Annotated in this window: 22 protein-coding genes and 1 pseudogene; 8 read left to right on the forward strand and 15 right to left on the reverse strand. The window is 44.3% G+C overall.

All coding sequences use genetic code 11. The features are described 5' to 3' along the window. The first annotated feature begins 2 nt into the window (after positions 1-2). Positions 3-437 carry a hypothetical protein gene (locus tag C2755_RS10230; RefSeq protein WP_215321219.1) on the forward strand — a complete coding sequence of 145 codons (435 nt, stop codon included), beginning with the start codon at positions 3-5 and terminating at the stop codon, positions 435-437. A gap of 225 nt (positions 438-662) precedes the next feature. Here C2755_RS10230 and C2755_RS10235 read toward each other — a convergent pair whose 3' ends face one another. Continuing rightward, positions 663-875, reverse strand: a complete 213-nt coding sequence (locus C2755_RS10235; protein WP_215321220.1) for a hypothetical protein — start codon at positions 873-875, stop codon at positions 663-665. A 117-nt stretch (positions 876-992) separates the two neighbouring features. On the opposite strand from C2755_RS10235, the gene C2755_RS10240 reads away from it, so the two are divergent. Beyond that, positions 993-1745, forward strand: a complete 753-nt coding sequence (locus C2755_RS10240; protein WP_215321221.1) for an Eco47II family restriction endonuclease — start codon at positions 993-995, stop codon at positions 1743-1745. Here the strand turns inward: C2755_RS10240 and dcm are convergent. Together dcm and C2755_RS10250 are read right to left on the reverse strand one after the other, a co-directional pair. Then, positions 1678-2913, reverse strand: coding sequence for a DNA (cytosine-5-)-methyltransferase (gene dcm, locus C2755_RS10245; RefSeq protein WP_215321222.1), 1236 nt, complete (start codon positions 2911-2913; stop codon positions 1678-1680). The genes C2755_RS10240 and dcm overlap by 68 nt on opposite strands. A 62-nt stretch (positions 2914-2975) precedes the next feature. After that, positions 2976-3452 carry a hypothetical protein gene (locus tag C2755_RS10250; RefSeq protein ID WP_215321223.1) on the reverse strand — a complete coding sequence of 159 codons (477 nt, stop codon included), beginning with the start codon at positions 3450-3452 and terminating at the stop codon, positions 2976-2978. Positions 3453-3583: 131 nt separating this feature from the next. Between C2755_RS10250 and C2755_RS10255 the strand changes: the two genes are divergently transcribed. Next, on the forward strand, positions 3584-3898 hold the full coding sequence (locus C2755_RS10255) for a hypothetical protein (protein ID WP_215321224.1): 315 nt from the start codon (positions 3584-3586) through the stop codon (positions 3896-3898). Positions 3899-3902: 4 nt separating this feature from the next. Further along, the gene (locus C2755_RS10260; protein ID WP_215321225.1) at positions 3903-4151 is read left to right on the forward strand and encodes a hypothetical protein; all 249 of its coding nucleotides are present in this window, start codon (positions 3903-3905) and stop codon (positions 4149-4151) included. A 1-nt stretch (position 4152) separates the two neighbouring features. Here C2755_RS10260 and C2755_RS10265 read toward each other — a convergent pair whose 3' ends face one another. The 4 genes from C2755_RS10265 to C2755_RS10280 all read right to left on the reverse strand — a co-directional run bounded on the left by C2755_RS10265 (position 4153) and on the right by C2755_RS10280 (position 6881). Continuing rightward, positions 4153-4983, reverse strand: a complete 831-nt coding sequence (locus tag C2755_RS10265; RefSeq protein WP_215321226.1) for a DUF4268 domain-containing protein — start codon at positions 4981-4983, stop codon at positions 4153-4155. Positions 4984-5167: 184 nt separating this feature from the next. Continuing rightward, positions 5168-5686, reverse strand: coding sequence for an HD domain-containing protein (locus C2755_RS10270; RefSeq protein WP_215321227.1), 519 nt, complete (start codon positions 5684-5686; stop codon positions 5168-5170). A gap of 1 nt (position 5687) precedes the next feature. Continuing rightward, the gene (locus C2755_RS10275; protein ID WP_215321228.1) at positions 5688-5903 is read right to left on the reverse strand and encodes a hypothetical protein; all 216 of its coding nucleotides are present in this window, start codon (positions 5901-5903) and stop codon (positions 5688-5690) included. A gap of 6 nt (positions 5904-5909) precedes the next feature. After that, entirely contained in the window at positions 5910-6881 is a 972-nt protein-coding gene (locus C2755_RS10280) for a YafY family protein (RefSeq protein ID WP_215321229.1), read from the reverse strand. Positions 6882-6999: 118 nt separating this feature from the next. Between C2755_RS10280 and C2755_RS10285 the strand changes: the two genes are divergently transcribed. Continuing rightward, positions 7000-7683 carry an outer membrane beta-barrel protein gene (locus C2755_RS10285; protein WP_215321230.1) on the forward strand — a complete coding sequence of 228 codons (684 nt, stop codon included), beginning with the start codon at positions 7000-7002 and terminating at the stop codon, positions 7681-7683. 600 nt (positions 7684-8283) lie between these two features. Continuing rightward, positions 8284-9018 (forward strand): DUF3800 domain-containing protein, encoded by a 735-nt coding sequence (locus tag C2755_RS10290; RefSeq protein WP_071539886.1) that lies wholly within the window; start codon positions 8284-8286, stop codon positions 9016-9018. Between the two features lie 478 nt (positions 9019-9496). On the opposite strand, the gene C2755_RS10295 is transcribed toward C2755_RS10290, so the two are convergent. From C2755_RS10295 to def, 7 genes are read right to left on the reverse strand one after another with little or no spacing between them, the layout of a single operon-like run. Beyond that, the gene (locus C2755_RS10295; protein ID WP_215321231.1) at positions 9497-10180 is read right to left on the reverse strand and encodes a response regulator; all 684 of its coding nucleotides are present in this window, start codon (positions 10178-10180) and stop codon (positions 9497-9499) included. A gap of 2 nt (positions 10181-10182) precedes the next feature. Continuing rightward, on the reverse strand, positions 10183-12492 hold the full coding sequence (locus C2755_RS10300; RefSeq protein WP_215321232.1) for an ATP-binding protein: 2310 nt from the start codon (positions 12490-12492) through the stop codon (positions 10183-10185). After that, the gene (locus tag C2755_RS10305) at positions 12489-13070 is read right to left on the reverse strand and encodes a DUF4390 domain-containing protein (RefSeq protein WP_251368481.1); all 582 of its coding nucleotides are present in this window, start codon (positions 13068-13070) and stop codon (positions 12489-12491) included. The genes C2755_RS10300 and C2755_RS10305 overlap by 4 nt, the downstream gene beginning before the upstream one ends. Further along, positions 13067-14383 (reverse strand): 16S rRNA (cytosine(967)-C(5))-methyltransferase RsmB, encoded by a 1317-nt coding sequence (rsmB, locus tag C2755_RS10310; protein WP_215321233.1) that lies wholly within the window; start codon positions 14381-14383, stop codon positions 13067-13069. Before rsmB ends, C2755_RS10305 begins: the two co-directional genes overlap by 4 nt. Before the next feature lies 1 nt (position 14384). Next, the gene (gene htpX / locus C2755_RS10315; RefSeq protein ID WP_215321234.1) at positions 14385-15251 is read right to left on the reverse strand and encodes a zinc metalloprotease HtpX; all 867 of its coding nucleotides are present in this window, start codon (positions 15249-15251) and stop codon (positions 14385-14387) included. Between the two features lie 2 nt (positions 15252-15253). After that, the gene (gene fmt / locus C2755_RS10320; protein ID WP_215321235.1) at positions 15254-16252 is read right to left on the reverse strand and encodes a methionyl-tRNA formyltransferase; all 999 of its coding nucleotides are present in this window, start codon (positions 16250-16252) and stop codon (positions 15254-15256) included. Positions 16253-16260: 8 nt separating this feature from the next. Then, the gene (gene def / locus C2755_RS10325) at positions 16261-16776 is read right to left on the reverse strand and encodes a peptide deformylase (RefSeq protein WP_215321236.1); all 516 of its coding nucleotides are present in this window, start codon (positions 16774-16776) and stop codon (positions 16261-16263) included. 71 nt (positions 16777-16847) lie between these two features. On the opposite strand from def, the gene dprA reads away from it, so the two are divergent. Both dprA and C2755_RS10335 read left to right on the forward strand, forming a co-directional pair. Then, entirely contained in the window at positions 16848-17522 is a 675-nt protein-coding gene (gene dprA, locus C2755_RS10330) for a DNA-processing protein DprA (protein ID WP_215321237.1), read from the forward strand. Positions 17523-17742: 220 nt separating this feature from the next. Beyond that, positions 17743-20415, forward strand: coding sequence for a DNA topoisomerase III (locus tag C2755_RS10335; protein ID WP_215321238.1), 2673 nt, complete (start codon positions 17743-17745; stop codon positions 20413-20415). Here C2755_RS10335 and mnmC read toward each other — a convergent pair. Continuing rightward, a pseudogene (mnmC, locus tag C2755_RS10410) lies at positions 20388-21476 on the reverse strand (FAD-dependent 5-carboxymethylaminomethyl-2-thiouridine(34) oxidoreductase MnmC); the annotation flags it as partial. The gene C2755_RS10335 and the pseudogene mnmC overlap by 28 nt on opposite strands. Between the last annotated feature and the right edge of the window lie 9 nt (positions 21477-21485).

The raw sequence follows: 21485 nt of genomic DNA on the forward strand, positions 1-21485 counted from the left end.
TTATGACCAATATTACAAAAGAAGCTGACATGCAAGTGCAGCATATCATCAGCCATTCAATTGCTGAATTTGCGTATGAGTATGGTTTTGAAAAAAAGTTCAAAGAGCAAAGTGCGTTTTTTGATTTGTTCAATCAAAAAATATCTAACCAAGGATATTCAGAAAAGCATTACCCTTCAATATCAAGCGGATTAACTACTAAACTGCCAACAACACAGCTAGGTGATGGATTTGACTATGAAGAGTTGTTTTTAGAAAGCTGGCAGACCAATGTTGGCGGCTTAAATCCAATCTTTGCAGAACAGTTCTTCACTGACACTAAGCTATGTTGGTACATCACTTATCAACTTACACTTCCAGGCAATATCTACACTGCTTCAGCAAAGTATTGGGAAGACAGCAATCCGCAATTAAGTATCTTTCGGAGAGAGCTATAGTGTTTTTAGCTGACCCATTTAGAGCCCACTTTTATAGTGGGCTTTTTTGCTTATGTCGTTTTAAACGACACTTCAAGCTAGAGCTACTTTCGCCTACGATTCCTCTGCTCAAACTCAATAGCCTCTTGTAGTAGAGCTTTTTGCTTATCTTCTTCTTTGTGGCGCTTAATTAAGTCTTTACCCGTGATGACTTGTTGATCATTTAGTAATGACTCTAGCGTGGGCTTACTCTTCCCACGGGAATCGTTCACGACTTAACTCCTCCATAATTTGACTCTTACTCTTGGCGGCTCGTTTAGAGCGATTGGTGCCATGCTTTGCCCAGTGAGCTTGATCGGCATGTATCTCTGCCAGCTCATTCTTGGAGTCTTCGGCTAAAGAAGTTAACTTCTCAGTCTTAATCTTGCCCAAAAACTCTAGGTTGGATTCATTGCTCATTAGTCACTTTAATTCTTTCCAAATAAACACTAAAAATTGCATTTAAGAACTCATGTAAATCAAATTTTTATAACTAGGTTACCATTTCTAATATATCTGATAATTTTGGAGAATCTAATGCCCTATGTCTCATTTATAACTGATGCTCGATTTAAGAAAATAATTAGTGAGATTCTAGCAATTGGTGACACTGCACAAATTAAGGCAAATGAGGAGTTTGAGAGAAATGTAATTGACCCCTTTTCTATGCTCATGGAAATGGCTTGCTTCGACATGGATTTTGATAACTGGCTTAAAAGCGAAAAGAGTCGACAAATTCAAAAAACTCTTTCGAATGACATAGGCATGCTACATCAAAAAATCCTGGGCTCTGTAAAGGGGTGGAAAGATTTAAAAGTTGGCGGTGGTATTGATTTAGCTAATCCCAAGAGAAAAATTATTGCGGAGATTAAGAATAAACATAACACCGTTACAGGGGGCAAAAGAGTTAATAACTATCAAGAGTTAGATAAATTAGTCATGCCAAAAGCAAGTCACTACAAAGGCTATACCGCATATTTTGTAGAAATAATTCCAAGCACCGCCCAAGGCTATGAAAAGCCGTTTACCCCCTCAGACAAAGAAAGGGGCATTCGCTGCGAAGCAAATCCTAAAATTATCCAGATTGATGGAAATCGATTTTACAAACTTGTCACCGGTGTAGATGATGCCTTAGAGCAAGTATTCAAAGCGATTCCAAAGGTTATCAAAGACTGTAGAGCCGCCATATCAATGAGCGGCGTCGAAGAAGCAGATCAATTTTTTAAATCAGCTTATGTTCCAAAACCACCAAAGACTTCTCGTCGTAAGAATCCGAAAGCATCGAAATAATCGCTTTGCCAATATGGTAGCCAAGATTTACTGGCACAGCATTTCCTATTTGCTTATATTGAGAAGCCGTCGAACCCGAAAACTGCCACTCATCAGGAAATGATTGAATTCGGGCATATTCTCGAACATTTAACGGTCTTGTCTCGCCCGGGTGGCAGCGTTCAGTTTGTTTTTGAGCTGGGTTACATGTTAGTGTTAGCGAAGGCTCATCCCAAGATAATCTTCTAGCCATCCCCGTTTTTCCTCCTCCAAGAAGATAGCTAGCGCCCATATACTTCTTCTGCAGTGCGACTGGCAAGTCTCGCCAATATCCACCCTGAGGAATTAAGTCCATTATTTTCTTTTTCTCAGGGGTATATTTCTGCCCGTCAGCCTTCGGAGCGCCACGCAATGCTTCCCGTAAACTGACTGTATAGTTTTGCTCCTTGGGAAAAGCCAGCTTTCGCTTAAGATTTTTTCTAACCCCAAAGATTACAAGTCGCTCCCGTTTTTGGGCAACATCAAAGTATTGAGCTCGTAAAACCTTGTAATCAACATCGTAACCAAGCTCATCTAGGATATCCAGCATAGTTCTAAGAGTTCTGCCATTATCGTGCCGCTCGAGACCCTTAACATTTTCACCAAGAATTACTTTCGGCTTAATTTCTTTTACCGCTCTAGCGTATTCAAAGAATAAAGTTCCTCTTGTGTCTTCAAACCCCATTCGCTTGCCAGCATAACTAAATGCCTGACAAGGAAAGCCCCCAGCCACAACATCGGCTTTAATTTTTTTGAAGTCTACATTTGCAATATCATCGTCAACAACATTCCACTTGGGGCGATTCTGCTTTAAGGTTTTTACAGCTTTTTTATCTATTTCTACAAGCAAATTACACTCGAGACCCGCATTCTCCATCCCCAATGCAAGGCCACCCGCGCCAGCGAATAGCTCAACAACGGTGTAATCTGACTTCTTCCTTGCTTTTAAGACTTTGTAGCCGACATCCCCGCTGCCACTATTTTTGGCTAAAAGTCTATCCAGCTCTTTCTTATCAAAATATCGATGCCCATTACTGGCTCTATGCGCTTTGATTAGCCCCTTCTTTTCCCAGCGACGAATAGTATCAAGAGAAACATCAAGCTTTTCGCTTGCATCTGAAATTGAGATGTGTGAAGAAGTAAATTCCATTTTATAACCTTTGCCTATGCATTGGTTACTATATTACATTCTTTTTAAAATGGATGTAAATCCTAAATAATTTTCTTTGCTGAATTCTTAACGGCTTCAGTGATTGGCAGGTTCCATTTATTTTCAGGGGGCTTCATTTTGCGATGCTGCAGGAACTGTTCCCAAGTTAATTCATAAATCGAATCTAGTGTGTAGTCTTTGTTAAATCGCACAAGAACTAAGTATTCAAAATAAACCTTGCCATCATCTTCAATTGGAAGACTTGCAAATACGCCCGTTCCATTTCCAGAGGTTGCTTTAATTGCATATCTTTCGCCTTTTTGACTTGTGGCGTCTATGTTCTTAGTGCTTTTAAGGTTCAGCTGTAATTGAGGTAATTTGGGATTCGATTTATAAGCATTGGCGGCTAAGTATTCGCCTAGCTCACCAATAAGGTTATTGGTTCTAATAATTCCCCTCGCCTTTAGTTCTTTCAGAATCAATGGATATAGTTCAATAAGCTCTGAATCTGTAAGGGCGGAAAGTGGGATGTTAGCCATAAATTGATTCTAATCTTCTGTAGCCACTGGTTATGGATGTCGCTTAAAACGACATTACTAGCCAGGGGGCTCACTTAATGAGCCTGCCCCGTCCTATTCTCCTTCTATAGACCCCTTTTTAGGAGAAGCCCATGAAATATCTACTCACCATTTTTTTACTCGCTCAAGCAGCTTTATATGCCCAAAAGAGCTTTGCCCAAGTCACGAATTTAGACAATTCGCCCTACAACATGCAAAACAGCCAATACAACATGGATAACTCGCCATACAACATGCGCAATAGTCCATACAACATGGATAACAGCCAATACAACATAAGCTCTAAGAATGGTGTTTATGACAACTCGGGCAATAGGATTGGCTACGAAGTTAAGGCACCCAGCGGTGTAACCAACTATTTTGATAATTCAGGCAATCGAATTGGCTATACGCCCTCCAAGAGGTAGCCCCATGCTATCTAGTGCAATCATTATTAGCCTTTTATTGCCCTTGCAAATTTCTAACAAGAACCCGAGATTTGAACTTTTTATAGTTCAAGCAACCATTGATGCTGCGGTAATTGCTGGACTCCCAGCATCGAAAGCTGCGAAAAAGTATGTATTACAAGCTCAAAAGCCTGATTTCTTGATGGCTGAAGGGCATCTAGTATCCGAACCAGTTGGCTGGAGAAGGCTTTACTTTAGAAAACTATTTTCCTAAATTAATCCTCGACCTGCAGTTCTCTAATTCGCCTTCTAAAAACCTTGTCTAATTTTTCTAATTTATCCGCCAACCAAGCGAACTGATTATCCCAATCTGCCTCGTCCATTATGTCGGCATCATCTTTTGTAATGCCAATGATTGATTGAATCTTTTGCGGCAACTCATTCCAAGTTAGCGGACTACCAAACTCTCTTTCTATCTCATCTTTTTGGGCATATAAAGCATTGAATCCAGCCTTGTTCTTTTCGCCAATATTTAAATCGGCAGAGATATTTTCAGCAAGCGTGTTCACCCTTGCACATAGCCAATAATTACTTCTGCCAATTGCTAAATTTGTCCAATGCTGCGGAAGAGGCTTTTGAAGCCTTAAAGAGCTGCCATGCTCTTTTACATACTCTCTAAATGCAGTCCAGTAAGCCAATTGCTGTTGCTTTGCCCCAGACAGCTCACCACTATGTTGCGCCGTTTCTCTAATATTTTTAGACCATGCATTTGGCTGAGAGATTATTTTGAATTGGGGTGCAGGTGCAGAATCACCAATTCGAAGCAGCTCTATCTCAATACCAAAAAAACTAAACCCCTCATCTGTTGCTTCATTGAGCCAGTCTAGTGCAGCCCTATGCTCATCAGTGAAACGAGAGGCAATCCAAATAATTGTTTTAACATTTAATCCTGCGCCATAAGTGAGGATTTGTCCCAAGTGCGAATGATTTGTTTTTTCTAATTGATTTTCTATCAACACTGTTGCTTGTGTATAAGCATCCTTGCATAACAAATCTGCTCTAAATGGACCCACGAACTGCTCTGTAGCAATGGCCTCTAAATCCATTCCAAGAACTTCGCTTAACGCATCTAAGTTCTCTTGTTTAGAAAGCCAAGGCGTAAAGTCAGTAGCTTCATTGCTCCATACTGATCGCAAATCCACTTTTTCAATTTTGCCAAGCGTTGCCATAAGACTCCTAATATTTCTTGATAGTTAATTTGATTCTACGCTGTCGTTTAAAACGACAACTCTAGGTACTGACATATAGCAAATCAAATAGATTCTCCAATTGCTTATTAGTTCCACGCACTCCATCTATTACCTTTTTTGCCCAATCAAAATATTCTTGTTTTCTTTGCTCATCCCAGTTGTGAGGTGGCGCAGCCTTCATATCTCGTAGGTTCGCTATCTTGTCCGCTAATTTGACCAGCTTAGCTTCAGGGCTAGCGTGAGGGGCATGCTCAATTTGCTGTAATTTTCGAACGGCCTTATCAAGATTTTTATCGTCAGTTACTTCTAATACGATAGAAGTAATTTTTTCACCAAACTGCTCTCTTAGCTCTTCGGCTGTTGTCTTGGTATCTTCAATAGTGTCATGCAAGATTGCTGCGCAGAGCACATTGATATCCGTTACCCCACCTTCATTAGCCAATATGCTCGCCAATGCAATAGGGTGATTGATATAAGGGGAGGCTTCTAAATCTTTTCTGCGTTGATTCTTATGCTTCTCAGCAGCAAAGGCAATTGCCTTGATTAATTCTGCACTCATCTCATACGCCCTTTGGTTGATGAATTCGCTTTACAATCTCTTCAAATTGTTCTTTAGTAATTTTGACACCTTTGCCCCAAGCCTCATAGGGATCAAATTCTCTTGGGGGCAATACATCCCATGCAGCGCAAGGATAGATGACGCTAGTTGATGCTCCAGTAGTGCTCACTGGGATGCCTTGCACATCATAAAACTTCATATCAGGTAGATACTTCATTAGCTCCTAATGATATAAATTCATTGCCTTATCCAGCTCAGTCTTTACCTTATTGCGTAATGCTGGGGGCGATATAACCTCTACTTCAGAGCCTTGCCTGAGAATATCTAATAGTAACTCTCGCTCATCGCTATAAGGAATGCTTAAAAGATATGATCCATCTTCTTGCGCTTCACCTTTTTGATCGGGATGCCAAACTTCTTTTGACACCCACCTTGCTTTAAAGGGGCTAAATTTCAACTTGGCTATTTGATGTTTAGTGCCTGCAAAGATTCCATAACCTGATTCCAGCTCAGCCTTTAAATCCACCTCTTCAATAGACACTGCAGGCTTATCTAATGCTTGCACTTCTTCCATCGCATCTAATGAAAATGTTCTCAGTTCATCCTTGCTATGACAAAAAGCATCTAAATACCAATTGTCTTTGTAATACACCAAACGCTGCGGCGAAACTTCTCGCTCAGTTACTTTTCCATCTTGCCTGCCATAGTGTTTGATATGTAAACGCTTTCTAGCTAGCAGGGCATGGGCAACCAATTGAAAGAACTTGGTAGAAGTAACCCGCTTAGCTAGCGATGCCACACGAATTCTTTTTGAAACTTCTTTAGCTGAATAGTCGCCTTTCTCAAGTAATCGCTCTAAACGCTCTCGAATCGGATTGATTTGTGAGCCAAGCAGTCCCTCGGGTTCAATACCTTTTAGCAACTCAATCACTGACAACAATGCATGAATCTCAATTTCATTGAGCCAAAGGCCGGGCAGTGCTGTGCTTACTTTGCCGGGAATACTTTTGAGAACATAACCGCCAAGATCAGCGTCCCACTCAATCGGCGCGCCAAGACGATCACGCATGTATTCCAAGTCACGCCTAAAGGTAGCTCTTGATATTTCTAACTCTTTTAAAAATTGCTCAGTTGTGACCATTTGCCGATCACTTAAGAGTTGTTGAATCTTATAAAAACGCTCGGTTCGATCCATGGCAATCCCAGAAAAACCACATTAATTTAATAATTTCATTTTCTATAAGCATAGTCTCATGGGATGACTCTGGCTCATATCAACAATGAAACCTCTTATTACTAACTAAGGGGTTTATATGAAACGACTGGCTATCTATACAGTGAGTGCAATGTCTGCACTAACTATTGGCACTGCTAATGCTCAATCATTCGAAGGGTTCTATGGTCAAGTTGGCGTCGGCTATGAAAGTGTTGCTCCGAGTTTTTCTAATAGCAATGTGACTGTAGTCGGCGTAGGTACTGCCCCAATCAATACTTCAATCAGCAATTCCAATGGCTTTACTGGTGTTGTGACAGTGGGCTATATGGCAGAAATCACCAAAGACTTCTTGCTTGGACTTGGCGCTGAGTATTCTCCAATTGCAGGACAAAAGGCTAACTACTCAGGCAGCGTTCTTGGAACATCACTAGGTAATGGTCAATATAACAAAGAGAATTCATACAACATCTTCTTATCTCCAGCTACCCCAATTGGTAAAGATGGATTGCTCTATGGCAAGGTGGGTTATACAGGCGCAACTATTAAAGATACTTTTGGATCAAGCTCAACTAACACGAACTACTCAGGCTACTCATTGGGATTGGGCTATAAGCAAATCATCCAAGGTGGTTTATATGGATTTGGAGAGTTCAATTACATGAGCTATGGCAATCAGACATCTAACTCTAGTGGAACTGTTGCAGGCTATACAGTCACCTCAACCATGACTACTAACGCCAATGCATATAACTTGCTAGTTGGACTAGGTTATAAGTTTTAATTAAAAGTGATTTGCCACTAACTGGTAAGAGTGGCAGAATTAAGTGTGTCGTTGAAGCGAGCTGTGTCACCTTCAACCTTAAGCTAGCAGTGTCAATAGTCGTGCTGGCGACACCAAGTTATTTGTATGAATTTGGCGGGAAGCGAGTCGCCTTCCCATACTCCAACAGCGTAGATAGTCGTGTTGGAGCCAATACTTTCTAATGAGTCTCACCTGATGAGCCAACCCCTTAATAAAATTATTATTGTTATGAGGCTCACTTCTATGGGGCGCTGGCCGGTGGAGGGAGATGCACCCTCGTCAGGTTAATAGCCTGAAGTCGTCTGGATTGCTTCGGACCTGACCAGCGCCCCACCCACTCCTTAGCTGTCGTTTTAAAAGACAGCGCAAGAATACGGGATCAAAATTAATAAAAAGAAAACCCCGCAGGGCAATCTGGAAAGCTCACATTAAAGTAAGACTCGCTCCAGCCGTTTGCGGGGTATGCAAATATTAGCAAAGAATTTGGGTATAGGCCCAACTACTTAAATCAAGTAAGGCATTTATTCCAGTCACTCATGCAAGATTGATGAATTCAGATAAACCTGAGAAGATGCGTAGATGCCCCATAGTGATTACATAGTATTTGTTGATGAAAGTGGAGATCACAGCCTTTTATCTATAGATGCCGACTACCCAGTATTTGTTCTATGCTTTTGCATTTTTCATAAAGAGCATTACGCCGAACAAGTAGTTCCTGAGATTAAGAAGCTAAAGCTCAATACTTTTGGGCATGACTTAGTCATTCTTCATGAAAGTGATATTAGAAGAAAGCGTGGAATATTTTCTCAGTTGAATAAAGAGCGAAGAGAGTCTTTTCTTAACTCACTCACTGGTTTAATTGAATCCTTTGATTTCACATTGATTGCTGTCGTAATTGACAAATACAAGCATCAAGAAAAATATAGTAGGCCTGAACATCCATACCATTTAGCCCTTCAATTTGGTTTAGAGCGCCTCTACTCTTTTTTAAGAATCAAGGAGGAGCTAGATAATCCTATCCATGTTATTTGTGAAGCTCGAGGCAAAAGGGAAGATAACGAACTAGAGCTAGCATTTAGAAGGATTTGCGGTGGTTCAAATCGTTCGAGCAAATCTTACAATTTCAACATCTTCTTTGCTGATAAAAAGTCGAATTCCGAGGGGCTACAAATTGCAGACCTTGTGGCTCGACCCATTGGGCTTTCTGTTTTAAAGCCTGATCAACCTAATAGGGCTTATGAAATACTTGAGGACAAGTTCTTTGCTGGACATCATGGTGTTATCAATGGGAATGGTAGAAAAGTTTTTCCTTAGCCCAAAAAGCAGAAGAGCCCCTAAGTTGTCTTAGGAGCTCAACGCCGGCCGAGTAGTCTCAACCCATTTGTTACAAAGATAGCATAGAAAATAATACTTCCTCTAATGTGGGATAAAAATACAACGCATTTCTAATTCCACCCTCGTTTAATGTCGTTTAAAACGACATCGCATAAGCAGGCGGTGGTTTTCTAAGCCAGTAAGACTACTTTAGAACAGCTTAAGAAATTATTTTTTACTGTTGGAATTCTTGAGAGCGTGTCGCACTATGTGTCGCACCGAAAAAAGGCCGTAGCTCTCAGAGCCATATATCATAAGGGTTTGCCGTCGCACAGGATTTTTTCAATCCTCTGCTCTACCGACTGAGCTACCAGGCCAAGACTTGGAATTATAACGAATTGGGTTGGATCATCCTCAAATTTGCTTAGTACCCCGTGATTTCTAGGTTTTGTGGTACTTGCCCTTATTAGGCGGTCACCTAGCTCTCGCCCTTATTGCGTGAGGTATCTATTCCCAAGGCCTTCAGTTTGCGGTACAAATGGGTTCGCTCTAGACCTGTGTACTCTGAAATCTTGGTCATACTGCCGCCCATGATTTGCATTTGATGTTCAAAATACGCCTTCTCAAACAAATCTCTTGCCTCCCTCAAAGGAAGATCAAAGTACGTTTTTGCAATTCCACTGATGTATTCACCCTCAGTAGGTGGGGCAACCAACTCGGTTGTTGTTTGCTTTGGTGCGATAACGGAGCTAGCACTCGACTGAACGGCTCTAACCTGTTCTGGCTCTACATATTTAGGAGAGCTCTCCAGGGCTTTACTAACCGTCTTTAAAAGCTTTTGTAGAGCAATCGGTTTTTCTAAAAAATTGAGTGCGCCAATACGCGTGGCCTCAACTGCAGTGTCAATCGTTGCGTGCCCAGACATCATTACTACTGGCATCGTGAGCTGGCCAGTATTGGACCACTCCTTTAATAAGGTAATACCATCGGTATCGGGCATCCAAATATCTAATAAGACTAAATCGGGGCGCATTTGTTCGCGAATAGTGCGTGCCTGTACAGCGCTTTCTGCAGCGTACACAGTATGGCCTTCATCCGTGAGAATCTCATTGAGAAGCTCACGAATTCCCATCTCGTCATCAACAACCAAAATACTAGCCATGCTTATGCTGCCTCTTTTGCTAGATTCATAAACAATATTGACACTTTCGCACCAACCACTTCTTCACCCTGCATACGGTTCCGAATTTCAATTTTGGCCGAGTGATCATCAATAATTTTCTTAACTACTGCCAAACCCAGACCTGTGCCTTTGCTCTTTGTTGTTACGTAAGGCTCAAAGGCTCTTGCCAATATCTTAGCTGGAAATCCAACCCCACTATCACTTATTGTTAATCGCACAGCATTTTGAGCTACGCCATTGTGTTCGCCATAAGGGACTAATTCTGTCTTAACCTCTACCGGACTATTGGGGCGAGGCCCCTCAAGAGTGGCATCTTGAGCATTTTGTAGCAAGTTATGGATTACCTGTCTTAGTTGTGTGGGATCCCCCATGATCTCTGGGCAATGAGGATCTAACTGAGTGCGCAATGGACTGCCCTCGTATAGACCCAAAATTTCTGAGGTGAGCGTGTTGATGGAAACAGGCTTGAGTTGTGGAGTTGGCGTCTTCGCAAAATCCCTAAAGTCATTCACCATTTCTTTCATGGCTTGTACCTGACCAATGATGGTTTCGGTGCTGCGATTAATCATTTCCTCTTGCTCTTGGCTCAGCTTACCCGCAAGCTTATGCTGCAATCTTTCCGCAGAGAGCTGAATGGGCGTTAGAGGGTTTTTAATTTCATGAGCAAGACGTCTAGCAACTTCACTCCAAGCGATAGATCTTTGTGCGCTCACCACATCAGTAATGTCATCAAAAACAACCATACGTAAATCGCCAGTCAGCTCTGTACCGCGCACAAACAGAGTTACCCCCAATTCATTTTCAAATTCATTTGTAGTGTGTAGTTGAATTTGTTTTTGCCACACCGGCGCATTAGTCGGCGCGGTCTTTTGTTCTACATCTCCCTCGCCCAGGACTGCGAGCTTCATAGTAGAAAAGCCTTCTTTGATTGCCCCCTCAAACTCCAATAGAGCTGGTCTGCTGCCGAGGGGCTTTCCATCGAGTAGGGTAAGGTCTTGACCAAAAATACGATCTGCGCCCGCATTGCTAGAAACAACGTTGTAGTTTTTATCAAAAATGCATACGCCTGCCGTGAGGCTTCCCAATACGCGCTCTAAGAATGCTTTGGATTCTTGCAAAGAAGTTCGGGTGTCGGCCAACTGCCTAGTCATGACATTAAATTGCCGTGTAAGCATGCCAAGTTCATCGCCAGTATCGAGCTCAGGCTTGGGAGATAAATCTCCCTGTGCAACTGCCTGGGTGCCTCTCAGAAGCATTAGAAGGGGGCGTGCAAGCTGCCTACCCAACATCAAAGCCAAAGTAATGGCCACAAATACTGCAAAGAAAAGGGTAAGGGTTAAGGTTCCCACAAACATCTTGCGAAGGCCGGTACGCCCCAACGCTTTTTCTTGATATTCACTGTATGCAGACTCCACAGCAAAAATGTTTTTTGCCAACGGGGTAGGTATATAGCGCACTAGTTGTAAAAAATATTTGTCTTCGATCTCTTTGCCAGATTCTAATTTGTTGTGAATCAATTTTTTTCTTATAACGGGAACAATTGCCCTGACTCGATAACCGCGTTGGCCACCTTCTACTTCAATTTGGTCTAAAAAGGTCACTCCTTTCTTGCTAAATGCTTCTGCAATCACATCGGCGCTGGGCGCAGGAAAGTATTTTTTAGGCTTTAGCTCGCTAGTGAAAATCAAATTGCGCTGCATATTGAAGAGACTAACCTCTTGAATGCCAAATTGATTGCGAATTTTCATTACTGATGCAGCTACCTGCTCAGTAGTTGTGCCCGATGGAACTTGGACAATCTGCTCGGCGATGAAATTACCCTCGCCCAAAATTTCTTCTTGGGCCACTCGCAAAGTAACGCGCCCCAACTCTAAGCCCGAGTTCAGGGCTGTCTCCACTTTGACGTCAAACCAAGTCTCAATACTACGCGACACAAACTGTAATGAAACGCCATACAAAATTAAGCCCGGAACAATTCCGACTAAAGCAAAAATCATTGCTAACTTTGCAATCAAGCGCGTGCCAAAGTGCCCGCGATACCATCGCACGGCGATAACAGCCACCAAAATCAAAATAACCAGAGTTAAGCAAACCCCAATCACTACATTCGCGGCATAGAGCCAAATGAAGTAATTATCAAAAAATTCTGTATTGGATGAGGCAATCGCCAATAAAACTAAAAGTAATAAAGCAAAGGCGCCAATCACGCCTATCGTGATTGGAATTATTTTTTTACTCCAAGCCTTGGATGTAAAAAAGCCCGGGTCTAGCATGGCTGCTATCGATCTCATCGCTTAATTAAATTAGGGCCATTAGGAGAAAATAGGAAGCGATACCAATCGCTTGATACATTCCATTCGCGGTTATTGAGTGCGTTTACTTGAAATGGTTTTGGTAGCTTACTGAGATCTAAGCTCATTCGCATGCTGGCCGTATACGATTTACTGGAATCTAGTTGAGTGCCGTCAATGACTCGCCACCCACCAATACTCCCCACCGCCTGCAATGCCTCAGACATAGTTTTGGCAGAAAAGGTAAAGCCCTCTGAAGCAATTCGGTACTGCTGTGTCAATGGCTGATAAGAAAGCCGCGTCTGCCTTTGCACAAGCACAGACTTTTCATCAAACCAATACCAACGCGATCGCATTAAATCAAACTCCGTTTGGAAATAGAGGACGACGCCTTTTTGTACTGCGTCTTCCAGTCCGGGAGATAGCTCGATCTGAAAAGCTGCATTGAGAAGCCAGTCGTTATCCACCTTCTCCAACTCAAAGGATTTGATCTTGATTCCTTCGGCGCTAACGGTGGTTGAAAAAATACCCAACACCATCAAGAACAAAAAGAGGAATTGTTTAATTCTTCGGCTCATGGCCCATTTTTCTTAAACAAAGCATAGTAAAAACCGTCGTTTAGCTCACCAGGCAAAATCTGGCCCGGAGCGGCTAATCGTACCGCATTGGAGTGCTGCTCAGCAAACCAAAAAGCCTGCTCCTCGCCCTCCTCTGGAAATATTGAGCAAGTGACGTACAAAAGGGTGCCCTCCACTTGGAGCATCTTCCACGCCTGATTCAAAATGGCTCGCTGCCTTTCTTGCAAAGCCCTGATATCTGCTTCACGCCTTAAAAATGAAATATCAGGATGTCGCGACACTATTCCAGAAGCTGAGCAGGGTGCATCAAGAAGAATTTTGTCAAAAAGAACGCCATCCCACCAAGCCGCCTTGGAAGCATCGCCGCGTAACACGCGGACTTTGTCAGACTGCAAACGAAGTCGGTCTAGGTTGCCGCCAATTTTTCCAATGCGCTCACCGTCTAGCTCTAAAGCGCGCATTGAACAATCTGCAAGCTCCAATAGATGCGCCGTTTTTCCACCGGGAGCCGCACAGGCATCCAACACTAACTCTCCCGCCTGGGGATTTAATAAGATCGCAGCCAGCTGTGCACCTGCGTCTTGCACAGACACAGCGCCAGTATAAAAACCAGGCAAGTCCGATACGGGAACTGCCTCAGGCAACAAGAGAGCGGCGGGCAATTGAACCCCAGCCAATGTATCTATTGGTTTTGATGAAATGCCAGCCTCGGATAATAAGGATCGATATTGCTCACGCGTATATTGCTTTTGATTTACACGCAGAATTAATGGTGCACGCTTGGCTTGTTGAAACAAAATCGATTGCCATGCTTTAGAGTAATTGCGCTTGAGGTTTGCTCGCCACCAAGCAGGTACGTACATTGGAATTGGATCGGGCGGAAAATGCTTCTCGCCCTCTGGCGGCTGCACTACAAGGCTTACCTTGCGTAATACCGCATTCACTAAACCTTTGGCATACATGGTTTCGTCATATTCGCCACAGGCTTTCACTGCCTGATCCACAATCGTATGAGCTGGATAGCCCTTGCTCTCGGCTGGATCTTGCAAAAATAAGGCAATCGCAACGCTGAGCAAATGATCCACCTCAAGAGGCGGAGTCTTTGGAATAAATTGCTTAATGAATTCATGGGAGCGTACCCATTTGCGGAGCGCATCAAAACTCAGGCTCTGCACGATCGGGCGCTCATGGGCCTCCAGTTGATCCAGAACCTCTGTAAGCGATCTTCCGCTCATGACCTCGCTGACCGCTTGTGCGGCAATCGTGATTGCTTCCGAGAGCGGGAGACTGCGTGGTGTTTTTTGATCAGTCAAATTAATTTACTCCGGGATATACCCCGTTTTTAGCCATGCTCATTAAGCGTGCCACCCGCTCTTCAGTAGGTGGATGGGTTGAAAATAGTTGCGCAAGGCCGCCGGCACTTAAGGGGTTGAGAATCATCATCTGCGCTGTTTCAGGATGTTGTTCAACCGCTTGAAACGGGATGCCTTGTGCGTAGTTGTGAATTTTTTCTAATGCCTGCGCTAGCGCCTCAGGATCAGCGCTTATTTCTGCACCACCGCGATCTGCCTCGTATTCTCTTGCGCGAGAAATACTCATTTGAATCAGGCTTGCTGCGATCGGGGCCAAAATTGCCACCATCAAGCTAGCTATCGGATTGTTTGGTCTACCCTCAGAATCGCGCCCACCAAAGAACATGGCAAAGTTAGCCAATGCTGAAATGGCTCCCGCCATAGTGGCGGCGATAGTCGAAATCAAAATATCACGATGGCGAACGTGGGCAAGCTCATGTGCCATCACGCCGCGCAGTTCGCGCTTCGAGAGAATTTTCAGAATGCCTGTTGTTGCGGCAACCGATGCATTGTCTGGATTGCGTCCTGTTGCGAAAGCATTAGGAGCATCTTCATTAATTAAAAATACTTTAGGCATCGGCAAGCCAGCCTTCTCCGACAACTCTTTAACGAGTCCGTAAAACTGGGGGGCAGATCTTTCATCAACCTGCTGTGCATTAGTCATCTTCAACACCATGGTGTCGGAAAACCAATAACTGAAAAAATTCATTCCAATGGCCAGTACTAGGGCCATCAACATGCCCTGTTCACCACCCAACATACCGCCAACCACAATAAAGAGTGCAGTAATTGCTGCCATCAAAACAGCAGTCTTTGCAAAATTAAACATTTCTACTCCTTTGTTTTAAAGCGCAACAATTTTTCACCAACACCAATCGGCTGCAAGCACGTTTTGGCATCTATTTTTTTACCGCCCGGTTTTTGCATCTCTAAGACCTCAAGCACCCCTTCACCACACTGTATATATGCGCCCTTATTACCAAACCCAAGGACCTCGCCTACAGTACCGGTGGCGATGACAGCCTTAGGGTCTGCAAGCCTTGAATCCCAAAACTTCACAGCCAGTCCATTGAGATTGCTGCTTGCCCCCGGGAAGGGATTAAAGGCCCGAATACGTTGATCGATTTCTTTGGCGCTAAGGGCCCAATCGATCTCAGCCTCACTCTTCAGTATTTTTTCAGCGTAAGTAATGCCGTCTTTTTCTTGGGGTACTCGAGATAAATTTTTGTCTTGCTCTAAAGCATTTAAAACATCTACTATCGATTTTGAGCCAAGCTCTGCTAAGCGATCATGCAAGCTTGCGCTCGTTTCATCACGAGCAATTTCAAGTTCCGCGACTAAAACAGTGTCTCCGGTATCCAAACCAGCATCCATTTGCATAATGCAAACCCCCGTTTTGGGATCGCCAGATTCAATTGCTCGCTGAATTGGCGCTGCACCACGCCAACGGGGCAATAGAGAAGCATGAATATTAAAGCTGCCGTGTCTTCCCGCTCTCTCGCTAATATCCAAGACCTCTTGGGGCAAGATCAAACCATAGGCAACTACCACCATGACATCAAAGTCTATAGAGGATAAACGCTCATTAGCGGCTGCAGCTTGAGCCTGCTTTTGCGGATCAGTGCTGGTAATTCGCAATGTCTCTGGTTGCAGCACAGGAATATTTTTTTGCAAAGCAAACTCTTTAACTGGGCTTGCCTGAAGGTGCATACCTCTGCCGGCACGGCGATCAGGCTGCGTTAAAGCCAAAACAATTTCATGACCAGCATCGTAAATTGCGCGCATCGCTTGCGCAGCAAACTCAGGAGTTCCAGCAAAGACAATTTTCATTGGTGCGCTTAGCGCTGACCTACTAATTCTTTAGCGCGCTTCTTCATTTTTTGTGAAATACGAGTTCTTTTGAGTATGGATAAATACTCCACAAACACCTTGCCTTGCAAATGGTCTAACTCGTGCTGCAAACAAACTGCCAATAAACCATCGGCCTCTATTTCAAATTCTTTACCCTCAACATCCAATGCCTTCACTCGAATCTCGGATGGCCTCTCGACTTCGTCATAAAACTCTGGAACAGATAAACAACCTTCGCGCCAAGATTTTGTTTCAGAGCTTGCCCAAACAATTTCTGGGTTGATAAAAACCATCAATTCATTTTGTTCATCAGACACATCAATCACCACAATGCGCTCATGAATATCGACCTGCGTCGCAGCCAAGCCAACGCCGGGAGCGTCATACATAGTGTCTGCCATATCGGCGACAATTTTTTTAATGCGAGCGTCCACTTGCTCCACTGGTTTAGCAACCTTGTGCAAGCGCGGGTCTGGGTAACAAAGGACGGATAACAAAGCCATATAAGAATTATCCAACAGAGCTATCAGTCTGTCCTGATTGCCGCAATTCCCCCAAAGAACAAAATTGATTTATGCAAACTTCGCCGACACCCAATTCCATTCTCCAAGTCAACTGCCAGAGCCCCCATTACCCAAATCGCCTCCATGATTTATATGATCCCCCAGGGTCTCTTTATATCCATGGGGACATTCACCTTCTGAAGAGACCTATGATTGCGATCGTAGGCTCAAGAAACGCCAGCCCTGAAGGTTTAAAAAATGCATGCCTGTTTGCCCAAGCGCTATCGAAAGCGGGCGCCTTGATCGTTTCTGGCCTAGCAAAAGGGGTTGACAGTGCTGCCCATAGGTCTGCCATTGGGCTTGGGCCCAATCACTGCACTGCGGCAATATTAGGAACCGGCATAGATGTTGTCTACCCCCGGCAAAATATCGAACTATCTAGGGCCATCAGCCAGCAGGGCGTATTGGTGTCTGAGTTCCCTCTGGGGTCAGGGCCTAAGGCATGGCACTTTCCTAGAAGAAATCGCATCATTGCCGCTTTAGCGCTTGGCGTCGTTGTAATAGAGGCGGCTGAAAAGTCGGGCTCCCTTATCACTGCTCGCCTGGCCGCAGACCTTGGAAGAGAGGTTTTTGCCCTTCCTGGGCCCATCCACAGCGCAAATTCTGCCGGCTGCCATCTACTTATTCAGCAAGGTGCAAAACTAGCCTTTAGGCCAGATGATGTTCTTGAAGAGCTTTGTTTTTAATTAAAAACTGTCTTTAAATGACTTAAAGGGGGTTTGAACCCAAAACCGGGGTGTATAGGGCCGTCCAAAAGTGGCCAAAAATAGCGGTTTTTGGACTTTTCCCAATTTATCGGTTAATAATAAAAAAGGGTACGCAATTGGCCAAGTCCGATTTTGGTTTAAATTGGCCATCCGTTTTACCAAAAAAACATCATTTCTAGCTCAAATTTAGGCATAACGCGTGGCAACTAAAGCAACTACCAAAAAAAGCAGCCCAAAGACTACCGCTGGGGACCACCCTAAGGCACTTATCATTGCAGAGAAGCCTTCTGTTGCTAATGACATTGCTAAGGCCTTGGGTGGCTTTACAAAGTATGAAGATTATTTTGAGAGCGATGAATTCCTGATCTCTTCTGCGGTTGGCCATTTATTGGAAATTGCCGCCCCCGAAGAATTTGACGTAAAGCGTGGCAAATGGTCATTCGCCAACTTGCCAGTGGTGCCCCCTTATTTTGATTTACGTCCGATTGCAAAAACTGAGTCTCGACTCAAGGTTTTACAAAAGCTCATTAAGCGCAAAGATGTTACCGCCCTCATTAATGCTTGTGACGCAGGACGTGAGGGGGAATTAATTTTCCGCTTGATTGCGCAACACGCAAAGGCGTCGCAATCTATTCAGCGCTTATGGTTGCAATCGATGACTCCAGCCGCCATTCGCGAAGGTTTTACCAATTTACGCAGCGATGAAGATATGAAGCCCCTTGCTGATGCAGCTCGTTGTCGCTCAGAGGCAGACTGGTTGGTCGGCATCAATGGCACCCGCGCAATGACTGCCTTTAATAGTAAGAGCGGCGGCTTCTTCTTAACGACAGTGGGTCGCGTACAAACCCCAACACTTTCTATTGTGGTCGAGCGGGAAGAGCTCATTCGTAAGTTCATCTCTAAAGATTACTGGGAAGTGAAGGCTGAATTTATCGCTGCTGCTGGCGTATACGAAGGTCGCTGGTTTGACCCGAAATTTAAAAAGGATGTTGCAGAGCCAGATGCGCGCGAGAACCGCTTATGGAGTGAAGCCGCAGCTCAAAGTATTGTGGCTGCATGCCGAGGCAAAAAAGCAAATGTCACTGAAGAAGCTAAGCCCGCTACACAGCTTGCTCCTCAACTATTTGATTTAACCAGCTTGCAACGCGAGGCAAACGCGCGTTTTGGATTCTCTGCAAAAAATACATTGGGTCTTGCACAGGCTTTGTATGAGCGCCACAAAGTATTAACCTATCCACGTACCGACGCAAAAGCGCTTCCCGAAGACTACCTCGATACCGTTAAACAAACCATGGAAAACCTTGCCGAGTATTCGCAAGACTATCGTGCTTTTGCTAAACAAATTTTGAAGGGTGACCCGAAGGATCCTAAGGTCAAGTCTGGTTATGGTTGGGTAAAACCAAACAAACGAATTTTTGATAACTCTAAAATTTCTGATCACTTTGCAATCATTCCAACATTAGAAACACCTAAGACTTTAAGCGAGCCCGAAGCCAAGCTCTACGACTTGGTTGTGCGTCGCTTCTTAGCCGTGTTTTATCCTGCCGCAGAGTTCCGCGTGACCACACGCATTACCGAGGCGTCCGGACACCACTTTAAAACCGAAGGTCGTGTGCTTGTAAACCCTGGTTGGCTAACGGTTTATGGCAAATCCAATCAAGCAGACGATGAGCTCGTCCCGGTTCAAGAGGGTGAGGCAGTGCAAACTGAATCTATTGCAGCCGTGCCATTGAAAACCAAGCCTCCAGCACGCTACACAGAAGCAACCTTGCTCTCCGCAATGGAAAGCGCGGGTAAGTGGGTTGATGATGATGACATGCGCGAAGCGATGGCCGAAAAGGGATTGGGTACGCCAGCAACTCGAGCCGCCATTATCGAAGGTCTGCTCGCTGAAAAATACATGGTGCGAGAAGCTCGTGAGTTGATTCCAACAGCTAAAGCGTTCCAATTGATGACTTTGTTGCGCGGCTTAGATGTCGAAGAGTTAACCCGCCCAGATCTCACCGGCAGTTGGGAGAACAAACTTTCTCTCATCGAGCAGGGCAAGATGAATCGCGATACTTTCATGCAAGAGATCGCGCAAATGACTCAACGTATCGTCAAGCGCGCTAAAGAATACGATAGCGATACCATTCCAGGCGACTACGCCACCATGACCACGCCATGCCCTCACTGTAAGGGTCCGGTAAAAGAAAACTATCGTCGTTTTGCCTGTGAAAAGTGCGGCTTTACGATCAGCAAAACACCTGGTGGACGCGCATTTGAATACCCTGAAGTTGAAGAGTTGTTGCGAGAAAAAACTATCGGGCCACTGCAAGGCTTCCGCAGCAAAATGGGGCGCCCATTTGCAGCGATTATTAAGCTAAGCGAAATTCCGGAAGACGATAAAGATTATCCGAACGCAGGCTTCAAGCTCGAATTTGATTTTGGTAATACGCAAGATGATGAAACTGAAGCGGTTGATTTCACTGGCCGTTTAGCGCTAGGTGTTTGTCCAAAATGTTCAGGCGCAGTATATGAAGATGGAATGCGTTACGTTTGCGAAAACAATACTGGCCCAAATAAGTCATGCGATTTCAAAACCGGAAAAGTGGTGTTGCAACAAGAGGTGTCACCAGAACAGGTTCAGAAATTGCTGAAAGAGGGTAAGACGGATCTTTTGACCAACTTTAAGTCAAACCGTACTGGGCGTGGCTTTAAGGCCTATTTAGCGCTAGATTCTGCTGGCAAAATTGGTTTTGAATTTGAGGCCAAAGCACCTAAAGCCGAAGGTGCTGCCCCAGCAAAAAAACGGGCAGGCGCTAGTGCGGCGACTAAGTCTGCAGCGAAACCTAAACGAGCAAGTAAAGCAAAGTCATCCTCTAGCAGTTGAGCTGCAATCAGCTTAGCCGCTAGAGCGGACCACAAAATTCCTCTCGACCCCAAGGCAGTAGCTAAAAATATTCCTGGGCGCTGTGTAAGCGCGCCGATGATTGGCAAACGATCTCCAGCCACACAACGCACACCAACAAAATCTCCAGACTTCATTAATGAAGAAAGATTGCCCTCTTCGTAATCTACTAAGCGCTTAGCTTGCTCACGATTGAAGTCGTCACTGATTTCTCTTGGCGAGAGATCATCCTCACCCTCATCAAAACTAGAACCAACAATCCATTGATAGCTACCATCATCAAGTTGCTTGGCTGGCAAACAATATCCATCTCCAGAGATGCCAACCTGGGGTAGTTTTTTGATCCAAGGGTCATCTTTCCGAACCGTGAAAATACTCAACTGACCACGCACAGGCCTTAAGGGCAACCGAATACCGATACTATTCATAAGATCTTTTGCTTCAATGGCGCATGCCACCACAACTTGATTTGCAGTCACAATCAATTTGTTTGAGACATCAAATAAATGCCACTGATTGCCGAGCTTTTCTAGACGCGCGATGCGCGTATTCCATATATAAGTTAATCGCTGATGTTCTTGTAATAAATCTTTACTTGTTTCATGCAGATTTAAACCGGCGCCACGCGGCAACCAAACACCGCTTTGCTCAATTCCGCAAAACTGTTTAGCCTCTTGAGCATCCATGGCAATAGCCATCTCTTCATCAAGATTCAATGAACGCAGATGCTCTTCTGTTGCAGCACGATCAAAAGTTTTATTTTTTTTGGTCGGCTGAAATATCCCGTGTTGCTGCCACACATTTTTCCAACGTGCCTCTGCTAGTAAAAATGCAAGGTGCGTTAGGCGCAATAAACGAGGGGACCCTTTGCCGATATGTGGATGCGCAATGGCATAAGCATGGCTTGAACAGGCGGTGGCTGGGGAAGGCGCGGCGTCAACAACACAAACGGCTCTACCGCGCTCGAGCAACTCATTTGCAATGGTTGCCCCGCAAATGCCGGCCCCAATCACCACTATTTCATGGTGTTGGGGTTTGGTCATTGATTAGGT

This window comes from Polynucleobacter sp. MWH-S4W17, assembly GCF_018687535.1.
GTDB lineage: Bacteria > Pseudomonadota > Gammaproteobacteria > Burkholderiales > Burkholderiaceae > Polynucleobacter.